At 61.8% G+C, this 26,339-nt stretch carries 23 protein-coding genes; 12 read left to right on the forward strand and 11 right to left on the reverse strand.

Going from position 1 to position 26,339, the window contains the following annotated elements; all coding sequences use genetic code 11:
* Nucleotides 1-4: 4 nt before the first annotated feature.
* On the reverse strand, nt 5-583 hold the full coding sequence (gene petA, locus ACQZ5G_RS14175; RefSeq protein WP_080816272.1) for a ubiquinol-cytochrome c reductase iron-sulfur subunit: 579 nt from the start codon (nt 581-583) through the stop codon (nt 5-7).
* A gap of 309 nt (nt 584-892) precedes the next feature.
* Between petA and ACQZ5G_RS14180 the strand changes: the two genes are divergently transcribed.
* Entirely contained in the window at nt 893-1,825 is a 933-nt protein-coding gene (locus ACQZ5G_RS14180) for an endonuclease/exonuclease/phosphatase family protein (RefSeq protein WP_448736536.1), read from the forward strand.
* A 9-nt stretch (nt 1,826-1,834) separates the two neighbouring features.
* Here ACQZ5G_RS14180 and ACQZ5G_RS14185 read toward each other — a convergent pair whose 3' ends face one another.
* The 3 genes from ACQZ5G_RS14185 to ACQZ5G_RS14195 all read right to left on the reverse strand — a co-directional run bounded on the left by ACQZ5G_RS14185 (nt 1,835) and on the right by ACQZ5G_RS14195 (nt 7,152).
* Nucleotides 1,835-3,703 (reverse strand): ABC transporter ATP-binding protein, encoded by a 1,869-nt coding sequence (locus ACQZ5G_RS14185; protein WP_448742670.1) that lies wholly within the window; start codon nt 3,701-3,703, stop codon nt 1,835-1,837.
* 342 nt (nt 3,704-4,045) lie between these two features.
* Complete coding sequence (locus tag ACQZ5G_RS14190; RefSeq protein ID WP_003523098.1) at nt 4,046-5,896, reverse strand: ABC transporter ATP-binding protein; 1,851 nt, start codon at nt 5,894-5,896, stop codon at nt 4,046-4,048.
* 380 nt (nt 5,897-6,276) lie between these two features.
* Nucleotides 6,277-7,152 carry a phosphodiesterase gene (locus ACQZ5G_RS14195; RefSeq protein WP_448736534.1) on the reverse strand — a complete coding sequence of 292 codons (876 nt, stop codon included), beginning with the start codon at nt 7,150-7,152 and terminating at the stop codon, nt 6,277-6,279.
* 234 nt (nt 7,153-7,386) lie between these two features.
* Between ACQZ5G_RS14195 and ACQZ5G_RS14200 the strand changes: the two genes are divergently transcribed.
* Complete coding sequence (locus ACQZ5G_RS14200; protein WP_448736533.1) at nt 7,387-7,848, forward strand: tRNA (cytidine(34)-2'-O)-methyltransferase; 462 nt, start codon at nt 7,387-7,389, stop codon at nt 7,846-7,848.
* A 172-nt stretch (nt 7,849-8,020) separates the two neighbouring features.
* Nucleotides 8,021-9,673 carry a Na/Pi cotransporter family protein gene (locus ACQZ5G_RS14205; protein WP_448736532.1) on the forward strand — a complete coding sequence of 551 codons (1,653 nt, stop codon included), beginning with the start codon at nt 8,021-8,023 and terminating at the stop codon, nt 9,671-9,673.
* A 61-nt stretch (nt 9,674-9,734) separates the two neighbouring features.
* On the opposite strand, the gene ACQZ5G_RS14210 is transcribed toward ACQZ5G_RS14205, so the two are convergent.
* Complete coding sequence (locus ACQZ5G_RS14210) at nt 9,735-10,010, reverse strand: hypothetical protein (RefSeq protein ID WP_003523094.1); 276 nt, start codon at nt 10,008-10,010, stop codon at nt 9,735-9,737.
* 129 nt (nt 10,011-10,139) lie between these two features.
* Here ACQZ5G_RS14210 and hemF point away from each other — a divergent pair, with 129 nt between their 5' ends.
* From hemF to ACQZ5G_RS14225, 3 genes are all read left to right on the forward strand, one after another.
* Entirely contained in the window at nt 10,140-11,051 is a 912-nt protein-coding gene (hemF, locus tag ACQZ5G_RS14215; protein ID WP_003523093.1) for an oxygen-dependent coproporphyrinogen oxidase, read from the forward strand.
* A gap of 123 nt (nt 11,052-11,174) precedes the next feature.
* Entirely contained in the window at nt 11,175-11,441 is a 267-nt protein-coding gene (locus ACQZ5G_RS14220) for a hypothetical protein (RefSeq protein WP_003523092.1), read from the forward strand.
* Between the two features lie 228 nt (nt 11,442-11,669).
* A complete protein-coding gene (locus tag ACQZ5G_RS14225; RefSeq protein ID WP_003523091.1) occupies nt 11,670-11,855 on the forward strand; it encodes a DUF1059 domain-containing protein in 186 nt (61 codons plus the stop codon).
* 24 nt (nt 11,856-11,879) lie between these two features.
* Here the strand turns inward: ACQZ5G_RS14225 and ACQZ5G_RS14230 are convergent, their stop codons facing one another.
* Genes ACQZ5G_RS14230 through ACQZ5G_RS14240 form a run of 3 tightly spaced genes read right to left on the reverse strand, consistent with a single transcriptional unit; the run spans nt 11,880 to nt 14,391 of the window.
* Nucleotides 11,880-13,136, reverse strand: a complete 1,257-nt coding sequence (locus ACQZ5G_RS14230; RefSeq protein WP_003523090.1) for a CCA tRNA nucleotidyltransferase — start codon at nt 13,134-13,136, stop codon at nt 11,880-11,882.
* Nucleotides 13,133-13,765 (reverse strand): NUDIX hydrolase, encoded by a 633-nt coding sequence (locus tag ACQZ5G_RS14235; protein WP_003523089.1) that lies wholly within the window; start codon nt 13,763-13,765, stop codon nt 13,133-13,135. Before ACQZ5G_RS14235 ends, ACQZ5G_RS14230 begins: the two co-directional genes overlap by 4 nt.
* Nucleotides 13,762-14,391 carry a DUF1285 domain-containing protein gene (locus ACQZ5G_RS14240; RefSeq protein ID WP_003523088.1) on the reverse strand — a complete coding sequence of 210 codons (630 nt, stop codon included), beginning with the start codon at nt 14,389-14,391 and terminating at the stop codon, nt 13,762-13,764. The genes ACQZ5G_RS14235 and ACQZ5G_RS14240 overlap by 4 nt, the downstream gene beginning before the upstream one ends.
* Before the next feature lie 175 nt (nt 14,392-14,566).
* Between ACQZ5G_RS14240 and ACQZ5G_RS14245 the strand changes: the two genes are divergently transcribed.
* The 5 genes from ACQZ5G_RS14245 to ACQZ5G_RS14265 all read left to right on the forward strand — a co-directional run bounded on the left by ACQZ5G_RS14245 (nt 14,567) and on the right by ACQZ5G_RS14265 (nt 21,925).
* Nucleotides 14,567-15,577 carry an AAA family ATPase gene (locus ACQZ5G_RS14245; RefSeq protein WP_003523087.1) on the forward strand — a complete coding sequence of 337 codons (1,011 nt, stop codon included), beginning with the start codon at nt 14,567-14,569 and terminating at the stop codon, nt 15,575-15,577.
* Between the two features lie 25 nt (nt 15,578-15,602).
* A complete protein-coding gene (locus ACQZ5G_RS14250; RefSeq protein WP_003523086.1) occupies nt 15,603-16,529 on the forward strand; it encodes a DUF58 domain-containing protein in 927 nt (308 codons plus the stop codon).
* On the forward strand, nt 16,526-19,336 hold the full coding sequence (locus ACQZ5G_RS14255) for a DUF4159 domain-containing protein (protein ID WP_448736531.1): 2,811 nt from the start codon (nt 16,526-16,528) through the stop codon (nt 19,334-19,336). The genes ACQZ5G_RS14250 and ACQZ5G_RS14255 overlap by 4 nt, the downstream gene beginning before the upstream one ends.
* Nucleotide 19,337: 1 nt before the next feature.
* Nucleotides 19,338-21,422, forward strand: coding sequence for a hypothetical protein (locus ACQZ5G_RS14260; RefSeq protein ID WP_448736530.1), 2,085 nt, complete (start codon nt 19,338-19,340; stop codon nt 21,420-21,422).
* Nucleotides 21,423-21,511: 89 nt separating this feature from the next.
* Nucleotides 21,512-21,925: a GNAT family N-acetyltransferase gene (locus tag ACQZ5G_RS14265; protein WP_448736529.1), complete on the forward strand. Its 414-nt coding sequence runs from the start codon at nt 21,512-21,514 to the stop codon at nt 21,923-21,925.
* Here the strand turns inward: ACQZ5G_RS14265 and ACQZ5G_RS14270 are convergent.
* Nucleotides 21,922-22,875, reverse strand: a complete 954-nt coding sequence (locus tag ACQZ5G_RS14270; RefSeq protein WP_142845435.1) for a LysR substrate-binding domain-containing protein — start codon at nt 22,873-22,875, stop codon at nt 21,922-21,924. The two genes, ACQZ5G_RS14265 and ACQZ5G_RS14270, sit on opposite strands and share 4 nt — an antisense overlap.
* 87 nt (nt 22,876-22,962) lie before the next feature.
* On the opposite strand from ACQZ5G_RS14270, the gene ACQZ5G_RS14275 reads away from it, so the two are divergent.
* The gene (locus ACQZ5G_RS14275; protein WP_448736528.1) at nt 22,963-23,928 is read left to right on the forward strand and encodes an MBL fold metallo-hydrolase; all 966 of its coding nucleotides are present in this window, start codon (nt 22,963-22,965) and stop codon (nt 23,926-23,928) included.
* Nucleotides 23,929-23,985: 57 nt separating this feature from the next.
* On the opposite strand, the gene ACQZ5G_RS14280 is transcribed toward ACQZ5G_RS14275, so the two are convergent.
* Both ACQZ5G_RS14280 and ACQZ5G_RS14285 read right to left on the reverse strand, forming a co-directional pair.
* Nucleotides 23,986-25,299 carry an MFS transporter gene (locus tag ACQZ5G_RS14280; protein WP_448736527.1) on the reverse strand — a complete coding sequence of 438 codons (1,314 nt, stop codon included), beginning with the start codon at nt 25,297-25,299 and terminating at the stop codon, nt 23,986-23,988.
* 320 nt (nt 25,300-25,619) lie between these two features.
* On the reverse strand, nt 25,620-26,189 hold the full coding sequence (locus ACQZ5G_RS14285) for a GNAT family N-acetyltransferase (protein ID WP_035220162.1): 570 nt from the start codon (nt 26,187-26,189) through the stop codon (nt 25,620-25,622).
* Nucleotides 26,190-26,339 lie beyond the last annotated feature (150 nt).

Here is a 26,339-nt window from a genome sequence, read left to right on the forward strand (position 1 = left end):
CCCCTTATCCGATCTTGATCACGGTATCGGATGTGAATGCAAATGTCGGGATGGCGAGGTTTTCCGGCGCCGGACCCTTACGTATGCGGCCCGCCGTATCGTAGTGCGAGCCATGGCAGGGACAGAACCACCCGCCGAAATCGCCGGCCTGGCCGAGCGGAACGCAACCGAGATGGGTACAGGAACCGACCATGACGATCCAGTTTTCCTTGCCCTCGCCGGCGGAGCGGTCGATATCCGTCGCCTGCGCGTCGACGGCGATGTTGGCATTGCGCGCCACGGGATCCTTCAGATCGCCGAGAGCGACGGCCTTGGCTTCCTCGATTTCCTTCTCCGTGCGGTTGCGGATGAAAATCGGCTTGCCGCGCCACTTCACGGTAAGCGACATGCCCGGCTCGACGGCCGTGACATCCACCTCGATGGAGGCGAGCGCCAGCGTCGATGCATCGGGACGCATCTGGTCGATAAAGGGCCATGCAACTGCGGCGGCACCGACAGCGCCCGCCATTCCCGTCACTAGGTAAAGAAAATCGCGACGGGTCGGTTCACCCGAAGCGTCGTGATTGGTTACGTGCTCGCTCACCGCTACACCATCCTCTGCGCTGTTTTTGCCGTAAATCGCATGAGTCCTCCCGCTATGATTTGATCCAAGACAAACTCCGTCCCATCGTCCTGGTCATTCTCGCGGCATTTGAGAAACCGCGTCATGTGTTTGATCGCAAAATATTGACTGACTTGGCAAGAGCAAAGCACACAAAGCTGCCGTAATTCTGCCGGAGGGGGCCGATTTGGCTCGCATTTTTTCGCCGTCCTTGGCAGGCGGGCAACATTGTGCGCATCCATGCACCATGTTAGGAGACTTCAAGGGAGAGCGCGGAAAGCAGGGATTCGGATGACGGCGAAGCTCTCTTGCATGGTCTCCACGGCGGTGGCTGCCGTTCTTTTCGTCGCCAGCCTCCGTTATGTGACGGATTTCTGGCTTCTCGCCTTCGTCACCAGTTTCCAGCTCCACATCGCCATCGTCTGTATCCTGCTGGCATGCCTCATTTTCTGGCTGACGCGCGACGCGGTTTCGGCGCTCCTCGTCGTCTGGTCGCTTGCGCTCGCCATCCATGCCATTGCCATGCTTCTGGAATTTTCCACATCCGCCACCCCGGCGCCGGGCGCCAAACCATTCCGGCTGCTGTCCCTCAACGTGCTAATGGACAATGCCGCCAATGCGGATGCAATTGCCGACACGATTCTCGAATCGGGCGCGGATGCCGTCTATCTCTTCGAGGCGGCGGCGCTGAAATCGGCCCTGCCGCGTCTGCAGCAAACCTATCCGCACAGGCTTGGCTGTTACACCGGAACGCCCGGATGCGATCTGGTCATCCTGTCAAAAAGACCGTTGCTGGAAGGCCGTTTCCATAGTCTCAGCGATCTTCGGCGGGATCGGTTCGCCATAGCCCATATCGATCTCGACGGCACGGAACTGACGCTCGCCGCCGGGCATATCACCAAGCCCTATTTCGACGATTATCATCGCGACGAACTCGATGAAATGAGTGAAATTCTCTTTCGCGTCACCGGGCCGCTCATTCTGGCCGGAGATTTCAATTCGGCCAGCATCGCCCCTGACATGCGCGCTTTCCTCGCCGCCAACGATCTGAAGAAAGCGACCTTCGAACCCGCCACATGGCCGACAGAGGCCGGCCGCTTCGGCATCGCCATCGACCACATCTTCGCCCGCGAACCGGCGACGCTGATGAAAACCACCCGCCTGCCCGACAGCCTCGGTTCCAATCATTACGGCCTGATGGCGGATTTCATGATCGGGAAATAGCCGAAGGCCTTATTGCGCCGCTTCGTCCGCGGCGAGGAAACCGCCCGACTGCCGCGCCCAGAGTTCCGAATAAAGACCGCCCTGCATGACCAGATCGGAATGGCTGCCCTGTTCGACGATGCGTCCCTGGTCCATCACGATCAGCCGGTCGAGAGCCGCGATGGTTGACAGGCGGTGGGCGATGGCCAGAACCGTCTTGCCCTGCATCAGCTCGTCCAGATTGCTCTGGATCGCCGCCTCCACCTCCGAATCGAGCGCCGACGTCGCCTCATCGAGCACGAGGATCGGTGCGTCCTTCAGCATCACGCGGGCGATTGCGATGCGCTGGCGCTGGCCGCCGGACAATTTCACGCCGCGTTCGCCCACATGCGCGTCGAACCCCTTGCGACCACGCTGATCTTCGAGCCTGGCGATGAAGTCATCCGCCTTGGCGCGCCGCGTCGCCTCCTGCAATTGCGCTTCGGTGGCGTCGGTGCGGCCGAACAGGATGTTGTCGCGAATGGAGCGATGCAGCAGCGACGTATCCTGCGTGACCATGCCGATATGAGCGCGCAGCGATTCCTGCGTCACTCTGGCGATGTCCTGCCCGTCGATCAGGATGCGGCCTTTTTCGACATCGTAAAAACGCAGGAGCAGATTGACGAGAGTGGATTTTCCCGCCCCGGAGCGTCCGACGATGCCTACCTTCTCGCCCGCCCTGATTTCGAGATTGAGATGGTCGATGACGCCGTTCGCCCGCCCGTAATGGAAGCTGACATTTTCGAAACGGATGCCCGGCCTCTTGACCTCCAGCACCGTCGCCTCTGGCGCATCGACGAGACCGATCGGCTGCGAAATCAGCTCGGCGGCATTCTGCACCGTGCCGAAATTGCGCATGATGCCGTTGAACTGCGTCATCAACCGCCCGAGCAGGAAGTTGAGACGCAGCACCAGCGCCAGCGTGAAGGCCACCGCACCGGAACTGATCTTGCCGGAAAGCCACAGATCGATGCAGAGCGCCGCCATGGAGGTGATCATCACGCCTGACAATAGCGCCATGGAGGCGCGCACGCCGGTGATGAACCGGGTGAATGTCATCGTCGCATGCTGGAAAATGTCGAAACCCTGCCGCATGTAGCGGTCATTGGCATCATCTCGCCCGAACAGCCGGAGCGTCTGGATATTGCTATAGGCATCCACCATGCGGCCGGAGAGCATCGAGGCGGCTTCCGCCGTTTCCTTGGAATGGTAGCGGATGCGCGGCACGAAATACCGCGCCAGCAGCGAGAACATCCCCACCCAGACGACGACGACGACCGCAAGCCGCCAGTCCAGCCCGCCAATCAGAAACAGCATGGAAACGGAATAAATGCCGACGAACCACACGCTTTCCATCAGCGAGGTGACGAGATCGCCCGCCGCCTGCCCGCCCGACCAGACCTTGGTGACGATGCGGCCGGAAAAATCGTTCTGGAAGAAGGTCAGCGATTGCCGCGCCACATGCATATAGGATTGCCAGCGCACCAGATTGTAAAAACCGGGCGTGATGATCTGCTGATCCACCAGCGCCGTTACCATGGTGACGATAAAACGCACGACGCCGATCAGCACCAGCATGCCCACCAGCTCGCCGCCATGGGCCGCAAGCAGCCCCGCCCAGCCCTCTTCCGGCTTCACGGTGGAGAGAATATCCACCAGCCGCCCGACGAACCAGAACAGCGCCGCCTCGATGGCCGCCGTCAGCCCGCCCAGCACCAGCATGGCGAAAAACGGCGCCTTGGCCTGCGAGATGTAGAACCAGATAAAGGCGAACGTGCTTTCAGGCGGCCGCAAATCGTCCTTGCGGGCGAAGGGCTTTATCCAGTTCTCGAAAAACTCGAAGATGCGGGTAATAACCATGATCCGGATATAGGCGGATTCCCGGAGCGGGAACAGCCGCGAAGGCTTCGGGAAGAGATTATATTTCGGTAACATTCGTGAAATGAAAAAGGGCGGGGAATGTTCCCCCGGCCCTAAGATCGACACGACTAGATTTAGCGCATTCGTAGCATCCGCACGCCGTCACCCCGGACTAGATCCGGGGTCCAGCGCGATCAAGTCCTTGATCGCAAAAGACTCCTCTCACGGCGCAGACGCGCCGTGGCTGGATGCCGGATCTAGTCCGGCATGACGGAGGAGAGGTTAGCGCACATATCATAGGCGAGAGGGCGGGAAACCATGCTTGCCGCCCTCCGTCTTTCCTTACTCTGCCGCCACTTCCGCCTCGTGGTCGGCAATGAAGCCACCGGACTGGCGCCGCCACAGGTCGGCATAGATACCGCCCATCGCCACCAGTTCCGCATGGCTGCCCGCCTCCACGATCCGGCCCTTGTCGAGGATGATGAGCCGGTCCATTTCCGTCAGCGTCGAAAGGCGGTGGGCGATCGCGATCACCGTCTTGCCTTCCATCAGCGAGAACAGGTTTTCCTGGATCGCCGCCTCGACTTCCGAGTCGAGCGCCGAAGTCGCCTCGTCCAGCACCAGGATCGGCGCGTTCTTGAGGAAGACGCGGGCGATAGCGATACGCTGGCGCTGGCCGCCGGAGAGCTTCACGCCGCGTTCGCCCACCTGCGCATCGAGGCCCTGACGGCCATGCATGTCGACAAGCGTTTCGATGAAGTCCCAGGCATTGGCCCGCTTCGCCGCCGCGATCACCTGCTCGTCCGTGGCCTCGGGGTGACCATAGGCGATGTTGTCGCGGATCGAACGGTGCAGCAGCGACGTATCCTGCGTCACGACGCCGATCAGCTCGCGAAGGCTGTCCTGCGACACCTTCGAGATGTCCTGCCCGTCGATGGTGATCCTGCCGGCTTCGAGGTCGTAGAAGCGCAGAAGCAGGTTCATCAGCGTCGTCTTGCCCGCACCTGAACGCCCGACCAGACCGACCTTTTCGCCCGGTTTGATGTCGAGCGTCAGCCCGTCGATCACGCCCTTGTTCTTGCCGTAGTGGAAACGGACATTGTCATAGCGGATCGCGCCCTGCGGGGCGGCAAGCTCAGGCGCCTTCGGAACGTCGACGATGTCGTGCGGCTTCGTCATCATCGACATGCCGTCATAGACCGTGCCGATATTTTCGAATAGCGAGGTGACTTCCCACATGATCCACTGCGACATGCCGTTGACGCGCATGGCAAGGCTGATGGCGATGGCGACCGAACCGGCCGTGACCGAACCCTGCATCCAGAAATAAAGACCGAGCGCCGCCGTGGAAAACAGCACCAGGGCGTTGTTGAGGTCGATCAGGATGTTGAAGCCGGAAATCTTGCGCATCTGGCGGTGAACGGTTCCGAGAAACACATTCATGCCCTCACGCGCATATCTTTCCTCGCGCCCCGCATGGGAAAACAGCTTGATCGTCGAGATGTTGGTGTAACTGTCGACGATACGGCCCGTCATCATCGAGCGCGCATCGGCCTGTTCCTGCGCCAGCCGGCCGAGCTTCGGCACGAAATAAGCGAGAATGGCCATATAGATACCGAGCCAGACCAGCAGCGGAATGACCAGCCGCCAGTCCGCCGCCGCGACCATGAACAGCATCGAGACGACGAAGCTGATCGCATAGACGAAGACGTCGATCACCTTCAGCGCCACTTCGCGGATCGCCAGCGCCGTCTGCATCACCTTGGTGGAAACGCGGCCGGCAAACTCGTTGGCGAAGAAGTTCATGGAGTGGCGCAGCAGGAAACGGTGCATCTTCCAGCGCGCAATCATGCCGAAATTGCCGGCAAGCGTCTGGTGCATCGTCATGGTGTGGATTGCGCCCATCAGCGGCAGCACAAAGAGCACGAGCGCCGCCATGCCGATCAGATGCCAGCCCTCATCGGCAAAAAACGTCTCGCGATTGGCCGTGGAAAGCCAGTCGACGATATTGCCGAGGAATTTGTAGAGCATGGCTTCCGCAATCGCGATACCCATGGACATCAGGCCGAGCAGCAGGAGCCATGGCCATGCGGGCTTCACATAATGCCACAGGAACGGCAAAAGCTTCTTTGGCGGCACGGAGGGCGCCGAAGAGGGAAAAGGATCGAGGCGTTTTTCAAACCAGCCAAACATAGGCCAAGCTCCGGCAATCAATCGCTCCATCGTGACATGGTGAGCGGACACAAATATGGCTCACGACGGAACGGAAAAGTCTTTGGACATGGCCGTGACAGCCACATGACGAATCGAAAAATGGGAAACGCGGGCGAACCGCAGAGTAACACCTAAGCCAGCAGCGGCACGACTGGGGCCGGGAGGCGGATGCGAATGTCATTTGGCATGAGAACCTCCCTTGGCTGGTGTTGAAGATATGGCCTTGTAGCGCAAAATTTAGTCAATGACCAGTCGGAAAGACACCGAATACGCGAGAAAACGTGCAGGTGCCGCCCAAAGGCGAACGGGCGGAGATGACCCCGCGAGGTCTCCGCCCGTTAAGCGATGCGCACGTCGCCTTATTCGGCCGCGTCCTGCGCCTCTGCGCTTTCATAGCCCGCGATCAACTCGGCCATTCCGGCCTGCGTATGCCGCTTCAATTCCCGGCGATCGCTGGGCTGCGGCGCGAAGGTGACGGTCAGCCCCGTGTCCCTTATCGTGCCGATGGCGAAGGACGCACCGGACAACATGCGCACGCCCTCATGCAGCCAAAGCGGATCGGTGGCGAAATGCTGGCCGATGCCGACCACGACGGGAATGCCCTGCCAGTGCGACATGCGGTCGTAGTGAATATGGCCCGCAAGAATGCCGATGACATCATGCTCGAACAGCACCTCGTCCAGAGCCTCGGTATCCGCGAAGGAAAGCGATTCCCACTCCGCATCCGGACGGTCGAAATCGAGCGCCGGCGCATGGTGCATCACCAGCAGCTTCGGCAGTTCGGGGTGGTTTTCCAGCTCATCCTCCAGCCATTCGATCTGCCCCGGCTCGAAAGCGCCGCCGACCTTGCCCGGAACGCTGGTATCCATGACGATGATGTGGATGCCGGCAATGACCTCGGCATGGTCATAGGGCTCATCCAGATCCTCATGGCGGTCGAGCATGACCGGGTAGAAACCATCGCGGCGGTCGTGATTGCCGAGTGCAAAGAGCACCGGCATATCGAGTTCCGCTTCCGCCATCAGCCGCTTGAGTTCCTCATAGCTGCCGGCATCGCCCCTGTTGGTCAGATCGCCGCTGGCGACGATGAATTCAGGCGGCGGCACGAGCGCCTTGATCTGCGCAAGCGTCGCGGAAAGCGTGGCCGAGGTCTCGGAATAAAGATCATCGTCCTGCACTTGCGGATTGCCCACATGCAGATCGGTCAGATGGACGAAATTCACCCGTTCGGACATGGTGTCCTCCTGTTGTTGCGTGCAGAAAACCCGGCTCGAAACGGCCTGTCCCGACCATTCACGATGGTCCGGGCAAACCCGACGATGTTCTGGTGAATGGGTAGCCGCCCTGTGTGTCACGCGAATGAACATCCGGCCGGGGACGGCGCCTCAAAGGGACTTTTCACAGCATAGCTGTCGCCCGGCCCCTGCCCGTGATAATCGGGCGGGCAGACCAACCGCAGCGAGACGTCCATGCCCGAAATCAGGATCGCCCTTTACCAGCCCGATATTCCCGGCAATACCGGCACCATCCTGCGGCTGGCCGCCTGTCTCGGCCTCGGCGTCGACATCATCGAGCCGGCCGGTTTCGATATTTCCGACCGGAATCTGAAACGGGCGGGCATGGATTATATCGCGGCGGCGGCGCTGACGCGCCATGTCAGCTGGGACCGTTTCGAGGAATGGCGGGCAACCACCGGCCGCCGTCTCGTTCTCGCCTCCACCAAAGCCGCCCTGCCCTATACGAAGATCGCCTACCGCACGGATGACATCCTGCTTTTCGGCCGCGAAAGTGCGGGCGTACCGGACCATGTGCATGAAAAGGCAGAGGTGCGAATCATCATCCCCATGATGGCGGGGCAGCGCTCCATCAACGTCGCCATGTCGGCGGCGATGATCGCCGGCGAGGCTTTGCGTCAGGTGGCATGGGTCTAGGCGTCATTTTTAACGCCAATTTTTCGGGCAAAGACAAAATTTGACCGTTTTTACTTCAAAACTGTCGCAACCCGGCCTGTACCGAGGGCATCGAGGCTCCTATACTGATTAGCCGGACAATAAAAATCGTGCTCGCCGGAACCATCCGCCGGCGGGTGTGAGGAGACGTCGCATGCAATCCACCATTGTCATCGTCAACCTTCTCGGCGCAGTCGCGCTGCTGCTCTTCGGCCTTTCCCAGGTCAAGGATGGCGTCACCCGCGCCTTCGGCATGAAACTGCGAAGCGTGCTGGCCACCGGCACCCAGAACGGTCCGCGTTCCTTCTTTTCCGGCTTCTTCGCCACCGTCGCGCTGCAAAGTTCGACGGCGACAGCCCTCACCGTCGCCTCCTTTGCTGAACGAGACCTCATCAGGTCGCGCATGGCGCAGGTGGTGCTGCTGGGCGCCAATGTCGGCACCGCCGTTACCGCATGGATCGTCGCGGCCGGGGTGGAATGGCTGTCGCCGCTGCTGATCCTTGCTGGCATTATTTTGAAAAAGGGCAGTTCCAATGCCCGGCAGGGCGGCGGAACGGCGCTGATCGGCATCGGCCTCATGCTTCTGTCGCTGCATCTGTTGAGCGGCGCGACAGAACCGATGCGCGCCTCGCCGGCTCTCGGCGTCTTTATCGGCCTGCTTGACGGGGCATGGCCCGTCGCGCTGATCTTTTCCGCCGTGCTCGCCTTCGTTTCGTCTTCGAGCCTCGCCGTCGTGGTGCTCATCCTGTCGCTGGCCGCCACCGGCACGCTTTCCACCGGTCTCATCATCGTGCTCATTCTCGGCGCCAATCTCGGCGGCGCCATTCCGCCGGTCATCGCCACGCTTTCCGGCCCCGCCTCGGCACGGCGCATCACCATGGGCAACCTTCTGGTGCGCACCATTGGCTGCCTCATCGCTCTGCCGCTCGCCTCCTATGGCGCGGAATTCCTGCAGCAATTGCCGCTTTCGCCCGCAAAATTGCCGGTCGACGCCCATCTGATCTTCAACGTCATTCTGGCGGCGCTGGCCTGGCCCTTCTCCGGCCTCCTGTCCGACCTGATGGCAAGGCTGGTGCCGGGCGATCCTAAAGCCGAAGACGGCCCGAATTTCCTCGATCAGCAGGCGCTGGACATGCCGGTCGTGGCGCTTGCCAACGCCACCCGCGAGGTGCTCGGCGTCGGCGACAGCATCGAGCGGATGCTGATCCGCGCCGAAAACGCCTTCAAGCATAACGATCTGGCGCCGCTTCAGGAGGTTTCCCTGCTCGAAAGGAAGGTCGACCGCCGCCAGCAGGAGGTGAAGGTCTATCTGTCGCAGCTGGGGCGCAAGGGGCTTTCCGACGAAGAAGCGCGTCGTTCGATCGCCATCATCGATTATGCCATCAACCTCGAACATATCGGCGATATCATCGAAAAGGGCATCTGCGAGCAGATCCGCAAGAAGGTGCTGAACAGCTTCAAATTTTCCGACGACGGTTATGAGGAGTTGAAAACACTGTTCGACATGACCATCGAGAACCTGCGCGCCGCCCAGAGCATTCTGGTAACCGGCGATTTCGAACTCGCCCGCAGGCTGATGGAAAGCAAGGTGGATATACGCCGGCTCGAAAAACAGTCCTCCAACCGCCATCTGGAGCGGCTGCGCGACGGGCTGGCGGAAAGCATGCAGACCAGTTCGCTGCATCTCGACATGCTGCGCGACCTCAAACGCATCAACGCCCATATCGTCACGGTGGCGCATCCCATTCTGGATGAAAGCGGCGTGCTGATCGAAAGCCGCCTGCGTTATGCCGAGCCCCGCGCCTGAAGCATTTAGAGGAAAAGCGGCCCCCGGTTCTCCGTCCGGAAATGCGAAAACGCTCTAAATTTCAATCGGCCGAAGGAAGCCGCCGCATGGTGAATTCGATGCGGTCGCCTTCCAGTTGCCGCCAGCTTTCCACTTCCGTCCAGTAGGCCGCTTTCGGAAAGCTGTCGAACCATTCGCGCGCCTTGGCGCGGGCTTCCTCGCGTCCGAGACAGAAGGTCTGCCGCACGAACATGCCATTGCGCGTCTTGTCGTCGCCCGAGCCTTCACGCGCCTTGCGGTGATTGGCGATCCTGCGCTTCAGCCCGTCGAGCGGCGGCGGTCCGGTAAATTTCGTCATGATATTCACCTCTGGCACCTACATCGATAAAGATAGTGCCCGCATGTGAACTTGGCGAGTCGAATTTGTGCGCGGGGCCTGCACCTGCTAGACGCGACAGGGAATCGACTTCACCTAAGGAGAATACGCATGGAACGGCCAATCTTGCCGAAGGGCTTGCCCGACGACATCGAGGACAAGAAGGCCCTTGCCCAAGCCTGGTTCCAGCATCTGCGCGATACCATTGTCGCCTCCTTCGAGACCCTCGAAAACGACCTGACCGGCCCTCTTTCCGATCAGGAGCCCGGCCGTTTCGTCCAGAAAGACTGGCTGCGCGACAATGGCGAGGGCGGCGGCGGCAGGATGTCGATGATGGAAGGCCGCGTCTTCGAAAAGGTCGGCGTCCACACCTCCACCGTCTATGGCGAATTCTCGCCGGAATTCCGCAAGCAGATACCGGGTGCGGAAGAAGACCCGCGTTTCTGGGCCTCCGGCCTCTCGCTGATCGCCCATCCCGTCAACCCCAATGTGCCGGCCGTGCACATGAACACCCGCATGGTCGTCACCACCAGCCACTGGTTCGGCGGCGGCGCGGATCTGACGCCGGTGCTGGGGCGCAGACGTGACGAACAGGACCCGGACACCCAGCTTTTCCACCGCGCCTTCCAGATCACCTGCAACCGCCATCCGGTCGCCGACTATCCGCGCTACAAGACATGGTGTGACGATTATTTCTTCCTGAAACACCGCAACGAGCCGCGCGGCACCGGCGGCATCTTCTTTGACTGGCTGCATCCAGAAGAAGAGAAAGGCGGCTGGGACGCCAATTTCGCCTTCGTGCAGGATGTCGGCCGCGCCTTCAATCTAGTCTATCCGAAAATCGTCCGCGCCAATTTCAACCAGAACTGGACGGAAGAGGATCGTGACGAGCAGCTCATCCGCCGCGGCCGCTATGTGGAATTCAACCTGCTTTATGATCGCGGCACGATCTTCGGCCTCAAGACCGGCGGCAATGTCGAATCGATTCTCTCCTCTCTACCGCCGGTGGTGCGCTGGCCCTAAAAAACCTCACGTAAATTTGACGCTCATCAGCCATTTGGTCGCAAATAGCGCAAATTAGGACTTATGGAAAAATCAAGGCAATGATAGTCTCCTCCTCGCAGACGTACTGGAGGAGCTATCGTCATGATTACTTCGAACAGCATGCCTATCTCTGCTTCCCCCGAGGAAGCCCAGCATTCCATTGATACCCCTGATTTGATCGATCGCCTGGCAGCGGAAATGCGTGCCACGGGTGATCGAGAACTGCCGCATTCCTTTTATGTCGAACAGGTAAAACGCACGCTGGCCGGAAAAACGGTGAAGCGGGCGGACAATGACGAAATGCCTCGTACAAAAATTCCGGCAGCCGGCACATCCTCTGTTTTCCAGTGCTGGGCGATGCCCGAATAGGGGCCTGAATAAGGTCGAAGGACGCCGCTCTGGAACATAAGCGGTGAACATTCGTTTCTTGTCGGAGGGACAGCAGGCAATTGAATTGCTGTCCCTCACTCTCGCACATTCTCCCTGTCGAAAATCGATTCCGGTTTTCGACAGGGAGAATGTGCAGACTCAAGATGTTAGAGCGTCCTTTATGCGTCCGAACGCACGCATGGCGCTCTAAAACAGGGAGGCAAGACCATGAGACTGTTTGAATGTGGAACGCTCGTGCCCGGCTGTGCCTGGCACACGCGCGCAGATGACGATGCCGAGGTTGTGCGTCGCACCGTGGAACATATGCGATCGGCGCACGGCGAAACCGTCATCCGCGAGAACATGATCGAAAATATCAAATCCCGCATTCGCGACGAGGCAAATGCGGCCTGAGCCGCAACGCCGCCGTCGCCGACCTCAATTTTCCAGCATATCCTTCAGCCGGGCGGTCAATGCTGCCCGGTCGAGCGAGAAATTGACGTCGATCCACTTTTCCTCGAGGCTTTTCAGCACTTCGCCCACCTTCGGGCCGGCCTCCACACCTGCGGCCATCACATCCGCACCGCTGAGCGGAAAGCCCGGTTTGTGGAATTTCTCCGCCCTCGTCAGCAAAGTCGAAAGCCGCGCCACTTTCTGCATGGCCGTGTCGCCGGCAGAAAGATCGGCACGGGCCGAGGCAAGCGCCAGTTTCAGCCGCGTCTTCACGCCCCCGACGCCTTGGCGATAAAGCAGCCGGTCGAGCGCCGTCTCCTTCAGCTCGGGGTCAGCCGCCGGAGCCGAAGCCCAATGGGCAAGATAAGCCGCTTCGGCTTTCGACAGCCGGAGGCGCGCGGCAAGGGCGGCCAGCCTGTCCCTGTCCGGCGGCACGATGGCGGCAAGCCGCAGCATCGGGTCCACCGCCCAGCCGAGAGCCTGCTCCGTCGCCACCAGCCCGTGAATGGCGTCGATGCCCCATTTTTCCGTCTCGGGAAGAATTTCCGCCAGAACGCCCGATTGCCGCATCCAGAGCAGGGCGCGGGAAGGATCGCGGGCGGAAAGCAGCTTTTTCAACTCACTCCACACCCGCTCGGCCGAAAGAGTGCCCAGCTTGTCCTTCGCCCGCGCGCTTGCCCGCAAGCCGTCCGCATCCGGGCGGCCGGAGCCGTAATGGGCGAAAAAGCGGAAAAACCGGAGAATCCGCAGGTAATCTTCCGAAATCCGCATCGCCGCATCGCCGATGAAACGCACCGTGCCGGTCTCGATATCGGGAAGACCATCGATAAGGTCGATGATCTCGCCCTTTTCGTCGGCATAAAGAGCATTGATGGTGAGGTCGCGCCGCTCGGCATCGGTCTGCCAGTCGGTGCCGAAGGCTACCTGTGCGTGGCGGCCATTGGTTTCGACATCGCGGCGCAACGTCGTCACCTCGAAACCTTCGCCATCGATCACCAGCGTTACCGTGCCGTGTTCGATGCCGGTCGGCACCGCCTTGATGCCCGCAGCCTTGGCCCGCGCAACAACCACATCAGGGGTTAGCGTCGTCGCCATGTCGACATCGACCACCGGCAGGTCCATCAGCGCATTGCGCACCGCGCCGCCAACGATCCGCACCTCGCCGCCATCGGCATTCAGAAGCGTAAAGATGCGCTTGAGCGCCGGTTTTTGAAACCAGTCCCGCCCGGCAAGGCTGCTCATGAATAAAACCTCTCGTAAATCGTCCTGACGATGCCCGCCGTAATGCCCCAAATGTAGCGTTCGCCATAGGGCATTTCGTAGAAAAACCGCTCCTTCCCCTGAAAGATGCGGCTGCCGCGCCCATGATTGGCCGGGTCCATCAGAAAGGATAGCGGCACCTCGAAAACCTCATCCACTTCGGTTGGATTGAGCGTCAGGTCAAAGCCGGGCCGAACGATCGACAGCACCGGCTTGATGCGGAAACCCGTCCCGGAAATATAGTCCGGCAGTCGCCCGACCGTTTCCACGAAGGACCTGGAAAGGCCGATCTCCTCTTCCGTCTCGCGCAGCGCCGCCTCTTCCGGCGTGCGGTCCTCGGCATCGATGCCGCCGCCCGGAAATGAAATCTGGCCGGAATGTTTGCGCAGGGTGGCCGTGCGCTGGGTGAAGATCACCCGCGCATCGTTGCCATCGTCAATGACCGGCACCAGCACGGCGGCGTCCTTCAGCCTGATGCCGTTTCCAGACAGCACCACGCCAGGATTGAGCACATGGTCGCCATGCTCCCGTTCCGCCACGCCTTCGCCTTCCTGCAGCACCCGGCAGCGGAAATCGGCGGCGGTAAAAGTCTTGAATGCCGTTGTCGTCATTGCGAAAGCCGTTCCAGTTCCTTGGCGGGCATCACCGGAAAAGTCACCCCGCCCGAGCGCACGGCGAACATGTCGACGCCCTCCACTTCGATCACCTCGCCAAGCGCGACGAGATCATACATCACCGCCCGCGACACGAGCGCTTCCAGCCTGCCGCGCACCAGAAGATAGGGCTTCAATTCGCGGTTCTCACCGAAAACCTCGAACCGCAGCGGATGCTCCGGCCCCGCCTTCACCACGTCGCCGACATTGGTGCGAAAGGTCAGCAGCGGCTCGCCATCATCCTCACCGGCCGTCAGCTTCATTTCCACGGCGACGAAAGGCGCGTCCGCGACGCGAATGCCGACTTTTTCCACAGGAGTTACGAGATAGGTCTTGCCGTCCTCATCCTTTCGCAGAACCGTGGAAAACAGCCGCACCAGCGGCACCCTGCCGATGGGAGTGCCGAGGTAGAACCAGGTGCCATCGGCGCGGATTTCCATGTCGAGATCGCCGCAAAAGGGCGGATTCCAGCGTTCCACCGGGGCCGGCCCACGTTTGGCGTCGCCGCTCTGTTCGGCGGCGCGGGAAATCATCGCCGCAAGCCCCGCCGCATCATCAGCCGAATTTATCGTCTCCGCTGCCATATTCGAGTCTCGCTTTGCCGATAAGGAAATACTAAGTCACGACATAGTCATTCGAATGGCGCTTGTCAGCGGCCAAGAGAGCAATAAGCTATATGCAGCGCAAAATGCGTCCCGGCCAGCGGCCAGCAAAACCGGGATGCGACTGTGACAGCGGCGAAGGTATGAGGAGAGCGACATGGGCGTGATGAATACCGGCGAAACCCTCGATGAAAAGGCCATCGTCGCCGCGGCCGAAAAGGCGCTTTCCGATATCGCGGCCATCCGCACGGAAGTCTCCAAGGTCATTTTCGGTCAGGAAAAAGTGGTGCAGAACACGCTTCTCGCCATCCTTTCCGGCGGCCATGCGCTGCTGGTCGGCGTTCCCGGCCTTGCCAAGACCAAGCTCGTCACCACGCTCGGCACCGTGCTCGGCCTCGATGCCAATCGCATCCAGTTCACGCCGGACCTGATGCCCTCGGACATCCTCGGTTCCGAAGTCATGGATCAGGACGAAAACGGCCGCCGTTCCTTCCGCTTCATCAAGGGTCCGATTTTCGGCCAGCTGCTGATGGCCGACGAAATCAACCGCGCCAGCCCGCGCACGCAGTCCGCCCTTCTGCAGGCCATGCAGGAATATCACATCACCATGGCCGGCCAGACCTATGAGTTGCCGAAGCCCTTCCACGTTCTCGCCACCCAGAACCCGCTGGAGCAGGAAGGCACCTATCCGCTGCCCGAAGCCCAGCTCGACCGTTTCCTGCTTCAGGTCGATGTCGGTTATCCCGAGCTCGCCGCCGAACGCCAGATCCTGCTCGACACGACAGGCACCGCATCGGGCGAAGCGCGCGGCGTGATCGATGCCGGGCGTCTGATGGAAATCCAGGCCCTCATCCGCCAGATGCCGGTCAGCGACAAGGTGGTGGATGCAATCCTCTCGCTCGTCCGCTCCGCCCGCCCCGGCCATGGCAACAAATTGACCGACAAACACGTTGTCTGGGGGCCGGGTCCGCGCGCCGGCCAGTCGCTGATGCTGACGGCCCGCGCCCGTGCGCTTTACGAAGGCCGGCTCGCCCCGTCGCTGGACGATGTCCATGCGCTCGCCGAACCGGTGCTGGAGCACCGCATGGCGCTGACCTTTGCGGCCCGCGCCGAAGGCATGTCGGTGCGCGATGTCATCGCAGCGCTCGTGGAGCAGGCGAAGAACTGAACGCACGTTCGCGAAAGGACTGCATGTGGCATCCATCGGCCAGATCGTAGACAAGACGCCGGGTAGCGAAGTTCTGGCGCGCGCGCGCCAGCGCGCAGCCCTGGTGCCGGACTGCATGGTCGAGGCAAAGCGCATCGCCAACACCGTCACCGCCGGCTGGCACGGCCGCCGCAAGCGCGGCATCGGTGAAAATTTCTGGCAGTTCCGCCCCTATGCCGAAGGCGAGAGCCTGTCGCGCATCGACTGGCGGCGCTCTGCCCGCGACGACCATACCTATGTGCGCGACCGCGAATGGGAAGCCGCCCACACCATCTGGCTCTGGGCCGACATGTCGCCATCGATGATGTTCAAATCCACCCTCGGCTCCGTCTCCAAGGAAAGCCGTGCGCTGGTGCTGATGCTGGCGCTGGCGGAAATCCTCGCGCGCTCGGGCGAGCGCATCGGCTGCCCCGGCATCATGGAGCCGGTCTCGGCCAGAAACGCCGCCGAACGGCTGGCCGCCGCCATCATGCACGCGCCGCTGACAACGGGCATGCCGGAAACGGGCATGATCCGCGGTGCGAGCGATATCGTCCTCATCGGCGATTTTCTCGATGATGCCAAAGCCGTGATGGAGCGGATTTCGCCTCTGGCGCGGCGCGGCCTGCGCGGCCATGTGGTGGAAATCGCCGATCCGGCCGAGGAAACCTTCCCCTATTCCGGCCGTACCGAATTCACCGACCCGGAAACCGGCGAAAAACTGGTGTCCGGCCGTGCCGAAACCATTCGCGAGGATTACACCCGCGCCTATCTCGCAAGGCGCGAGGCGCTGTCCTCGTCGCTGCGCCGTCTCGGCTGGAACTTCGTGTTCCACCGCACAGACCATCTCGCTTCCGAGGCGCTCGTCGCCATGCACATGTATCTTTCCGGCGCGCCGGCACAGGGCGGTGGGCAAGGCGGTGGGCACAGATGAGCGCATTGCCTTTCGTCTTCACCAGCCCCTATATCCTCTTCGGCCTCTTGGCGCTGCCCGCTATCTGGTGGCTGCTGCGGCTGACCCCGCCGCGCCCCAAGGCGGAAGTGTTTCCGCCGCTGAAAATTCTGGCAACGGTGCTGAAACGCGAGGAAACGCCCTCCAAAAGCCCATGGTGGCTGACCCTGCTGCGCATGGCTCTCGCCGCCGCCGTGATTTTCGCGCTGGCCGATCCGGTGGTGAACCCGCGCAACAACAGCATTGCCGGCAGCGGTCCGCTGGTGCTGGTGGTCGATAATAGCTGGGCCTCCGCGCCCGACTGGGAAAGACGCGTGGCCACCGCTCAGGCCCTGATCGGCGATGCGGAGCGCGCCGACCGCCCCGTCTCCATCAGCTTCACCGCCGATGCGGAACATGACGCCGTACCGGGAACGACAGCCGTAGCACTGGAAAAACTCGCCGCAGCAAAGCCGAAGCCGCTCGTTCCAGATCGTGTCCGCACGACGGAAGCCATCACCGAGGCGCTGAACGGCACGGCTCCCGGCACGATCGCCTATATTGCCGATGGCGTTCAAACCGCGCAGGATGAAAGCGCGATGAGAACGCTTGCCAGCCTCTCCCCCGCCGAATTCCGCATCGTGAAGGGCGACGGCAAGGCGATTACAGCCATTACCGGCGCCACCAACAATGCCGATGCCATGAGCGTCACACTGTCGCGCCTCGATACCGCCGAAGCCGCCCGGCTGACCGTCAATGCGCAGGACAGCCAGGGCCGCATCCTCGCCAACGGCGTCGCAAACTTCGCGCCCGGCGCGGCCGAAACCACGGCAACGGTGGAAGCGCCCTTCGAGCTGCGCAATGATTTCGCCCGCCTATCCCTCGAAGGCGTGTCTACGGCGGGTGCGGTGCATCTTCTCGACGACGGCTTCCGCCGCCGCCGGGTGGCGTTGCTGGCCGGCGAAACCGGCAATGATTTCCAGCCGCTGCTGCAGCCGCTTTATTATATCAGCCGCGCGCTCCAGCCATTTGCCGATCTCATCCCGCAGCGGCAGGCCGATCTGGCGCAGGCGATCCCGGAAATCCTGCAATCCAATCCTTCGGTCATCGTCATGGCCGATATCGGCCGTCTGCCGCAGGAAACCTATGAGCCGATGCAGCGGTGGCTCGCCGGTGGCGGCACGCTGATCCGTTTTGCCGGACCGCGCCTTGCGGCAGCACCCGCCGATGACCCGCTGGTGCCTGTAACACTCAGACAGGGCGAACGTGCGCTTGGCGGCGCGCTCTCCTGGGCCGAGCCGCAGCCGCTTGCCGATTTCCCGAATTTCGGCGCCTTTGCCGGCATGCCGAAGGCCGACGGCGTGCTCGTCAAGCGTCAGGTTCTGGCCGAACCGACACCGGATCTGGCCGAACGCACCTGGGCAAGCCTTGCCGATGGCACGCCCCTCGTTACCACCCGCACTGTCGAGGCGGGCCGCATCGTGCTCTTCCACGTCAGCGCCGAGGCGAGCTGGTCCGACCTGCCGATCTCTGGCCATTTCGTCGATATGCTGCGTCGTATCGTGCAATTGTCGAAGGCGGGCGGCGCTTCCGCCAACGCAAACGCCCCGGCCGCTGCCCTTCCGCCCTTCCGGCTGCTGACGGCGGAAGGCGCGCTTTCAGCAGAAATCGGCACTGCCCGGCCGCTGGAAATGCGCGCCGGCCAGCCGCCCCGCACCGGTTTCGACAATCCCCCCGGCCTCTATGGTACAGAGGATGGTTTCGTGGCTCTCAACCTCCTGCCGGCAGGCGCGACGCTGCGCCCGCTCGACACCTCCGCCGCCGGTGTCAGCACCACCAGCGAAGCCCTGATCGGCGAAACGGCGAAATCGCTGCGCCCGGCGTTGTTCATCGCCGCCTTCCTGATGTTGATTGCCGACAGCCTGATCGTGCTCTTCATGAACGGCGCCTTCGCACGCCTGCCGAAAGCCCGCAGCGCCACGGCCGCCACCGTGCTTCTGGCGTTTGGCGCCTTTGCCGCCATGTCGCCAACCGACGCCCGCGCCGACGATCCCAAACCCGGCGACGAGCAGATTTTCGAGCGGCTGGACACGACGCATCTCGCTTATGTCCGCACCGGCGAAGACGATGTCGACCGCATTTCCGAACAGGGCCTGCAGGGCTTGAGCGAATTCCTGACCTGGCGCACAACGCTGGAACCCGGCCAGCCTGTTGGACTCGATATCTCCAAGGATGAATTGTCCTTCTATCCCATCATCTACTGGCCGGTTTCCGCCACGGCACCCATGCCATCGAGCGCCGCCATTTCGCGCATCGACGCCTATATGCGCGCCGGCGGCACCGTGCTGTTCGACACCCGCGACCAGTTCTCTTCGCTCGACACCGGCGCGACCAGCCCTAACGGCGAACGCCTGCAGGCGATCCTCGCCAATATCGATATCCCACCGCTGGAGCCCGTGCCGGAAGATCACGTTCTGACGCGCTCCTTCTACCTGCTCACCAATTTCCCCGGCCGTTACAATGGCTCACCGCTCTGGGTGGAATCGCGGCAGGGAGCCGCCAAAACCACCTCAGGCCTCTCCTCCTCCGGCGATGGCGTGACGCCGATCATGATAACGGGCAATGATTTTGCTGGTGCATGGGCCGTCGATCCGCAGGGCGCGCCGGTTCTGCCAACAGTGCCGCCGGACGAGATGCAGCGCGAGCATGCCTTCCGCTCCGGCGTCAACATCATGATGTATATGCTGACCGGCAACTACAAGGCCGATCAGGTCCACGTTCCCGCACTTCTCGAACGGTTGGGGCAGTGACATGACATTGACCTTCTCCCCCTTCCTGCCGTGGATCGTGATCGCCGTTCTGGCCGTCGCCGCCCTTCTCCTCTCCTTCATCGGCCTGTGGCGCGGCGTGCGCGGCGCATGGCTGCGCGGGCTGGCGCTTGCCGCTTTGCTTGCGGCCATCGCCAATCCGCTGCTGACGCAGGAGGAGCGCGAGCCGCTCTCCACCATCGTGCCCGTCATCGTCGACCGCTCGCAGAGCCAGGACGTGCAGGACCGGCCGCAGATGACCGATACGGCACTGGAGACGCTGAAAGACCGGCTGTCACGCTTCCCGCGCATCGAGCCGCGCATCGTCGAAGTGCGCGACGATGGCGAGAGCGATTCGCCCTCGACGCAGCTATTCTCCGCACTTTCCTCCGCCGTTTCGGATGTCTCGCCATCCCGCGTCGGCGGCGCGATCTTCCTCAGCGACGGCCAGATTCACGATATCCCGAATGCCTTGCCCAATGCCGAACAGGCACTGGGCTTCCGCGCCCCCGTGCACGGCCTGATCACCGGCAAGGCCGATGAATTCGACCGCCGCATCGAGATCGTCCGCGCCCCGCGCTTCGGCATCGTCAACGAGGAACAGCAGCTCACGCTGCGTGTCTTCGATGACGGCCGCCCCGCAGGCGGCGGTTCGGCAGAAGTGACGGTGAAGATGAATGGCGAAGAAATCGCCACGCTTCAGGCCACACCCGGCCAGCCGACGCCGTTCAACTTCAAGGTTCCGCGCGGCGGCAACAATGTCATGGAATTTTCCGTCGCCGAGCTTCCCGGCGAAGTGACGGCTGCCAATAACCGCGCCGTTCATCTGATCGAAGGCATACGCCAGAATCTCCGCGTGCTGCTCGTCTCAGGCGAACCCCATGCCGGCGAACGGGCGTGGCGTAACCTCCTGAAATCCGATGCTTCGGTCGATCTTGTGCATTTCACCATTCTGCGCCCACCGGAAAAGCAGGACGGCACACCGATCAACGAACTCTCGCTGATCGCTTTCCCTACCCGCGAATTATTCGTCGAAAAGATCGAGGATTTCGACCTCATCATCTTCGACCGCTACCAGCATCGCGGCGTGCTGCCGATCCTCTATTACGATTACATCGCCCAGTATGTCGAAAAGGGCGGCGCGCTCCTGATTGCCGCAGGCCCGGAACATGCCGGTCAGGATTCGATCGCCATGACGCCGCTCGCCTCCGTGCTGCCGGCCCAACCGACCGGTCAGGTGCATCAGGCCGCCTTTTATCCGCGCCTTTCGGAAGCGGGCAAGAAACACCCCGTCACCCGCGGGCTGGAAGGTTCGGGCAACGAGCCGCCGCAATGGGGCCGCTGGTTCCGCACCATCAGCGTCGACCCGCCGCAGGGCCAGACGGTGATGCTGGGCGACGGGCAGGACCCGCTTCTGGTGCTGAACCGTCAGGGCGAAGGCCGTGTCGCCATGCTTCTGTCCGATCAGGGCTGGCTGTGGGCGCGCGGTTTCGAAGGCGGCGGCCCGCATGTGGCGCTTTACCGCCGCATCGCCCACTGGCTGATGAAGGAGCCCGAGCTTGAGGAAGAAGCGCTGACGGCCCGCGCCAATGGCCGCACCCTGCAGATCACCCGCCAGACCATCGGCGACGATCCCGGGCAGGCCAGCGTGCGTTTCCCTTCCGGCAAGACCGAGAACATGGCCTTCACCAGCACGGAGCCCGGTCTTTACAGGATCGAGCGCCGCATGGACGAAACCGGCCTGTTCGAGATCAAAAACGGCGATTTCACCACCCTCGTCCATGTCGGCGCGGTGGATGCGCCGGAATTCAAGGCGATGATTTCGACCACCGAAACGCTGAAACCGCTCGCCGATGCCACCAGAGGCAGCGTGCACCGTGTCACTGACAATTCCGGCCGTATCGCGCTGCCCGATATATTGCCCGTGCGCGGAGATATCAGGGTTGCCGATGAGGATCGCATGCTGATACGCATGACCGACGAGACGGTGCTGAAAGGCGTCAACACCCTGCCGCTCTTTGCCGGTTTTGCCGGGCTTGCCGCCCTGCTGCTCGCCTTCTCCGCGCTGTGGTGGCGTGAGGGCCGGTAAGGGCGTTTCCAGCGAAGAGCTTAAGGCGCTTCACGTCTCGGATTGGAAACGAGGAAACGGCCGCCACCCGGCGGCCCGGGAAGATCAACATGAATTTCATTTTGAGCGACGTCGCGGATGCAGAGGCCGAAAAGGCCATTCGCGATCCGCTGGTGGCCTATAATCTCGCCCGTTTCGGCGAAAGCGACAAACGCGAACTCAACATCACCATCCGCGATGACGACAATACCGTCACCGGCGGTCTGGTGGGCCACACCGCTCGCGGCTGGCTTTACGTCCAGCTTCTTTTCGTGCCGGAGGTCATGCGCGGTCAGGGCACAGGCCCGAAGCTGCTTGCCATGGCGGAGGAAGAAGCCAGAAAGCGCGGCTGCATGGGCGCCTATATCGACACGATGAACCCGGATGCCCTGAGAACCTATGAGCGCTACGGTTTCACGAAGATAGGCTCGCTTGGTCCCCTTTCCAGCGGCCAGTCGATCACCTGGCTCGAGAAGCGGTTCTAGGCGGCAATCCCCGAGACCCCACCGTCGACCGTTCGGCCCATGGCCTCGCGGATTTGCTGGCGAAGCCATACGGCTCCGGCATCCGCGTCAGTCTGCAATGTCCAGACCATGGCGACGGGCGGGAAACTCAGCGTCACCGGCACCGGGCTTATTTCCAGCCCCAGCATTGGCGCATAACGCAGCGCGATGCGTGAAGACACGGTCGCCAGCACCGCCGAGGATCGCGCCGTTGCCAGCACCGAGAGGAAATCCGGCGCGGCCGCAACGACGTCGATTTCCAAGCCGCTCAGTTCCAGCGCATCCTTGATGCAGCCATGGAGGCTGTCCGTCTGCGATATGACCGCGTGTTTCGCCTCCATATAGGCGTCCAGTCCGACGGGATTGGGCAGATCGAGCAAGGCCGGATTGAAACAGCAAAGCACGCTGGAGGAATAAAGCGGTTCGCAATGGTGGCGCTGCTCTTTCGAGTAGGTGCATCCGACCGCCATGTCGATCACACCCGTATCCAGCATCGCGGTAATTTCCTGCTCCTGCCCGCTGCGGGCCAGAATGCGAATACCGGGCGCGATCTCCCGCAGCCGCGCCGTCAGATCCGGCAAAAGCAACAGCTCCACCTCGCTCGACATGCCCAGCCGGAAGGTGCGGCGCTCCGTCGCCGGATCGAACACGTCCGCCGTCAAAACGGCCGCCTGCGCCTGCCTGAGTGCCTGCCGCACCGGGCCGGCCAGATGGAGCGCCCGCGCCGTCGGCTTCATCTCCTGCCCCACGCGAATAAAAAGCTCATCCTGAAACAGGGTCCGCAAAGTCGAGATATTATGGCTCATGGCCGGCTGCTGGATTTTCAGTCGCCGCGCGGCGCGCGTCACGTTCATCTCCTCCATCATCGCATCGAAGGCGATCAGAAGATTGAGGTCGAAAGAACGGAGATTGAAATGATCGATAGTTTGCATAAGTCACATCGATTTGATTGCTGACGTCCCTACACTTAGCTGGAGTGCGGAAAGTTTCAAGACGTTCCCCTAACTCAGGAGCCTTTAATGCCATCACGCCGCTCACTTCTCAAAGGCGCCGCCAGCGCCATCTTTGCAGCCCCTTTCATTGCGCCCTCCCTCGCCTTTGCCAAAGCACCGCTCGCTGCCACCCAGGCACCCGGCTTCTACAGGCTGATGGTCGGCAAGGTGGAAGTCACCGCGCTGTCGGATGGCGTCGTCGCGCTGCCGCTTGCAAAACTTTACACCAACACGACACCGGAACACGCATCCAAGGTTTTGCAGGATGCCTTCCTGCCGGACGAGACGCCGACCTCCGTCAATGCGTTTCTGGTCAATACCGGCGACAGGCTGGTGCTGATCGATGCCGGCACCGGCACCTATCTTGGCGCGAGCCTTGGCAAGCTCGTCGCCAATATCGAAGCTTCGGGCTACAAGGCCAGTGACATTGACGACGTCATCCTCACACACATCCATACCGACCATTCCGGCGGACTGTCGGCGAATGGCAAACGCGTTTTTGCCAACGCGACCCTGCACGTCAACAAGCGCGAAGCCGCTTTCTGGCTGGATGAGGCAAAGGCGAAGGCAGCGCCCGAAGCGATGAAAAAATATTATGCCGAAGCGAGAGAGAGCATCCAGCCCTATATCGATGCCGGCAAGTTCGAGACATTCGGCGACAATGTCGCACCGGTTCCCGGTCTCGGCTCTATCCTTTATGCCGGCCACACGCCCGGCCACAGCGCTGTCGTTCTGGAAAGCGAAGGCCAGAAAATCGTCTTCTGGGGCGATATCACCCATGGCGATATCCTCCAGTTTGATGAGCCTGACGTGGCTATCGAGTTCGATGTCGACCAAAAGGCCGCCGTCGTGGCACGCGATCTGGCATTTAAACAGGCGGTAGAGGGCAGATATCTGGTGGCCGGCGCTCACATCGCTTTCCCCGGCATCGGCCATGTGCGCACCGACAGCACCAATTACGACTGGCTTCCGGTCAATTATACGACGCTGTAAGTGCAGAACAGAATGGCCTGATCGTGGATCAGATCAGGCCATCACCCTTGGCGGCAACTAAGTCAGCGCCACCTGCCGCGTTTCCGCATTGATCATCGTGGCCGCAATGGCAGCCAGCACCAGCAGCCCGGCAAATATGCCGATCGCGACACCAAAGCCCTGCGCAATGGCATAACCGAGCAGCGACGGCGCCAGCAGACCTCCAAGCCTTGCCATGGCGCCTGCCGCACCCATTCCGGTTGCCCGCGACTCGGTCGGGTAGAGTTCCGGCGTAAAGGCATAAAGCGCGCCCCAGGTGCCGAGCAGCGCAAAACTCATGATGAGAAGCGAGGCGGCAATCATCGCACCGCCGGAAGCCAGCGTAAACAGCAGGCAACCAAGCGCGGAGAGCAGGCAGAAGCCAATCAGCGTCGGCTTGCGGCCCCATTTTTCAACGCCATAGGCGGCAAGCGCATAACCGGGGATCTGCGCCAGCGCCACCAGCACCAGGAAACCATAACCCCGCACGAAGCCGAAACCGTCGCCCGCCAGTTTCGCTGGCATCCAGGTAAAGACGCCGTAGTAGGAAACGGAAACGAGGAACCAGATGGCGAGGATCATGATGCTTCGCTGCCGGAGCGCCGGTGAAAATATCCCCTGTCCCTTGCCTACGTCAGGCTGGAAAAGCCCGGTCCCGGCATCGAGAGGCGCACGCCCATTCGTCACCAGCATGCGGTTGACGACGGCCTTGGCTTCCTCCAACCGCCCGCTGCGCAGCAGGTAAAGCGGCGATTCCGGCACCAGAAAGCGCAGACCAAGGCCGAGAACCGCCGGAAAAGCCGTCACCGCGAATATATACCGCCACGCATCGGCAACGCCGGCAAGGCTGGCGCCCCAGGCCGCCAGCGCCACGATCAGCGTTCCGACAGCCCAGAAGCCCTCGAGAAAGACCAGCCAGCGGCCGCGATTTTTGGCGGGCAGGAATTCGGCCATCATCGCATAATCCACCGGCAGCGTGCCGCCCACGGCGGCCCCGGTGAGAAAACGCAGGACGAGCAGAATAGTGAAATCAGGCGCGAACACCGAAAGCACGCCGAACAGCGCATCGCAGGCCACGGTGACGATCAGCACACGGCGACGTCCATACCGATCCGCCAGCCGCCCGAAACCGGCAGCACCCAGCAGCATGCCGAAAAAGAACGCCGTGCCGGTCTGCAACGCCTGCGGCACCGTCAGCCCGAAGGTTGCGGCAATCGAGGCGGCGGTGAAGCCAACTGCCAGAACCTGCATGGCATCCGCCGCCCAGACGAGGCCGAATATGCCCATCAGCCTGCGCTGATAGGCGCCTGCGCCCGCGCGCTCCAGCGCATCGTTCATGGTAATCGCCGTCATGCCCCGCCCCTTTGCAGAAATCGACTTTGACTTGCTATCGTATAGGGGGAGGAAACGGAATTGAATTCTGTGGAGGGAGACGCGTTGTTTCGAGACAGACACCCCTCAAGGTTTCATCCCGCGAGGATTGGCACGGCAGTCTCGATGGTTCCCGTAATGCGTAACATCCCTTCCGTCACCCCGGACTAGATCCGAGGTCCAGCCAGCCCAAGTCCTTGGGCTGAAAAGAGATTCTTTCGCCGCGCCGACGCGCGTCGGCTGGATTCCGGCTCAAGGCCGGAATGACGGACGGGATAGTATCATGGCGAGAAGAAAAACCCTCAGCCGTAAACCCTGAGCGGCTCCTCAAAACCCTCATCTTCCGCCGTGGCGGCCGGCATCACGGCCTCGCATTTGCGCCAACCGATCTTGCCCTTCAGCCGCTGGTGCACGTCGTCACCAATCGGCACCACCAGCACCCGGTTCGGGTCGACCGGACCCGGAAAATCGAGCGCCGCATAAGCGACCTTCTCGAAACCGAGCGGCATGTAATAGGGCGGATCGCCGATCAGGATCACCGCTTCCGAGCCCTTCCGCCGGGCGGCGGCAATGGCGATACGGACGAGTTCCCGGCCGATGCCCTTGTTCTTGTGCGAGGGCCGCACCGCAAGGGGCCCGAGCATATGGCCCTTCACCCCGCCCGCCAGAACCGGCGTCATGCGCACCGAAGCAATGGTTTCGCCATCATCGGCGCAGACGAAGGACAGCGACCGGTCATGCGGCCCCTGCTCACGAATGCGCGCTGCGGCACGGGTATGCCTGCCGGGACCGAATGCTTCTTCGTTGATGACGTCGATGATGGCGTCGTGCGACGCGTCCTCGGTGAGGTAGACAAGATCGTGCTTGGACATGAAGAGACCGAAACTTCCAGAATGCGGATGCGACAATAGATGACGGCTGCGCCAGTAAGGGCGTTCAGGAGCGTCAGCGTCGTCGGAGCATCCGTGGTTCGATCATAGTCAGCAATTTCCTCAGATTTGTGAAAATTGCAGTTATCAGGA

The sequence above is a fragment of the Agrobacterium sp. 22-214-1 genome (assembly GCF_053522465.1).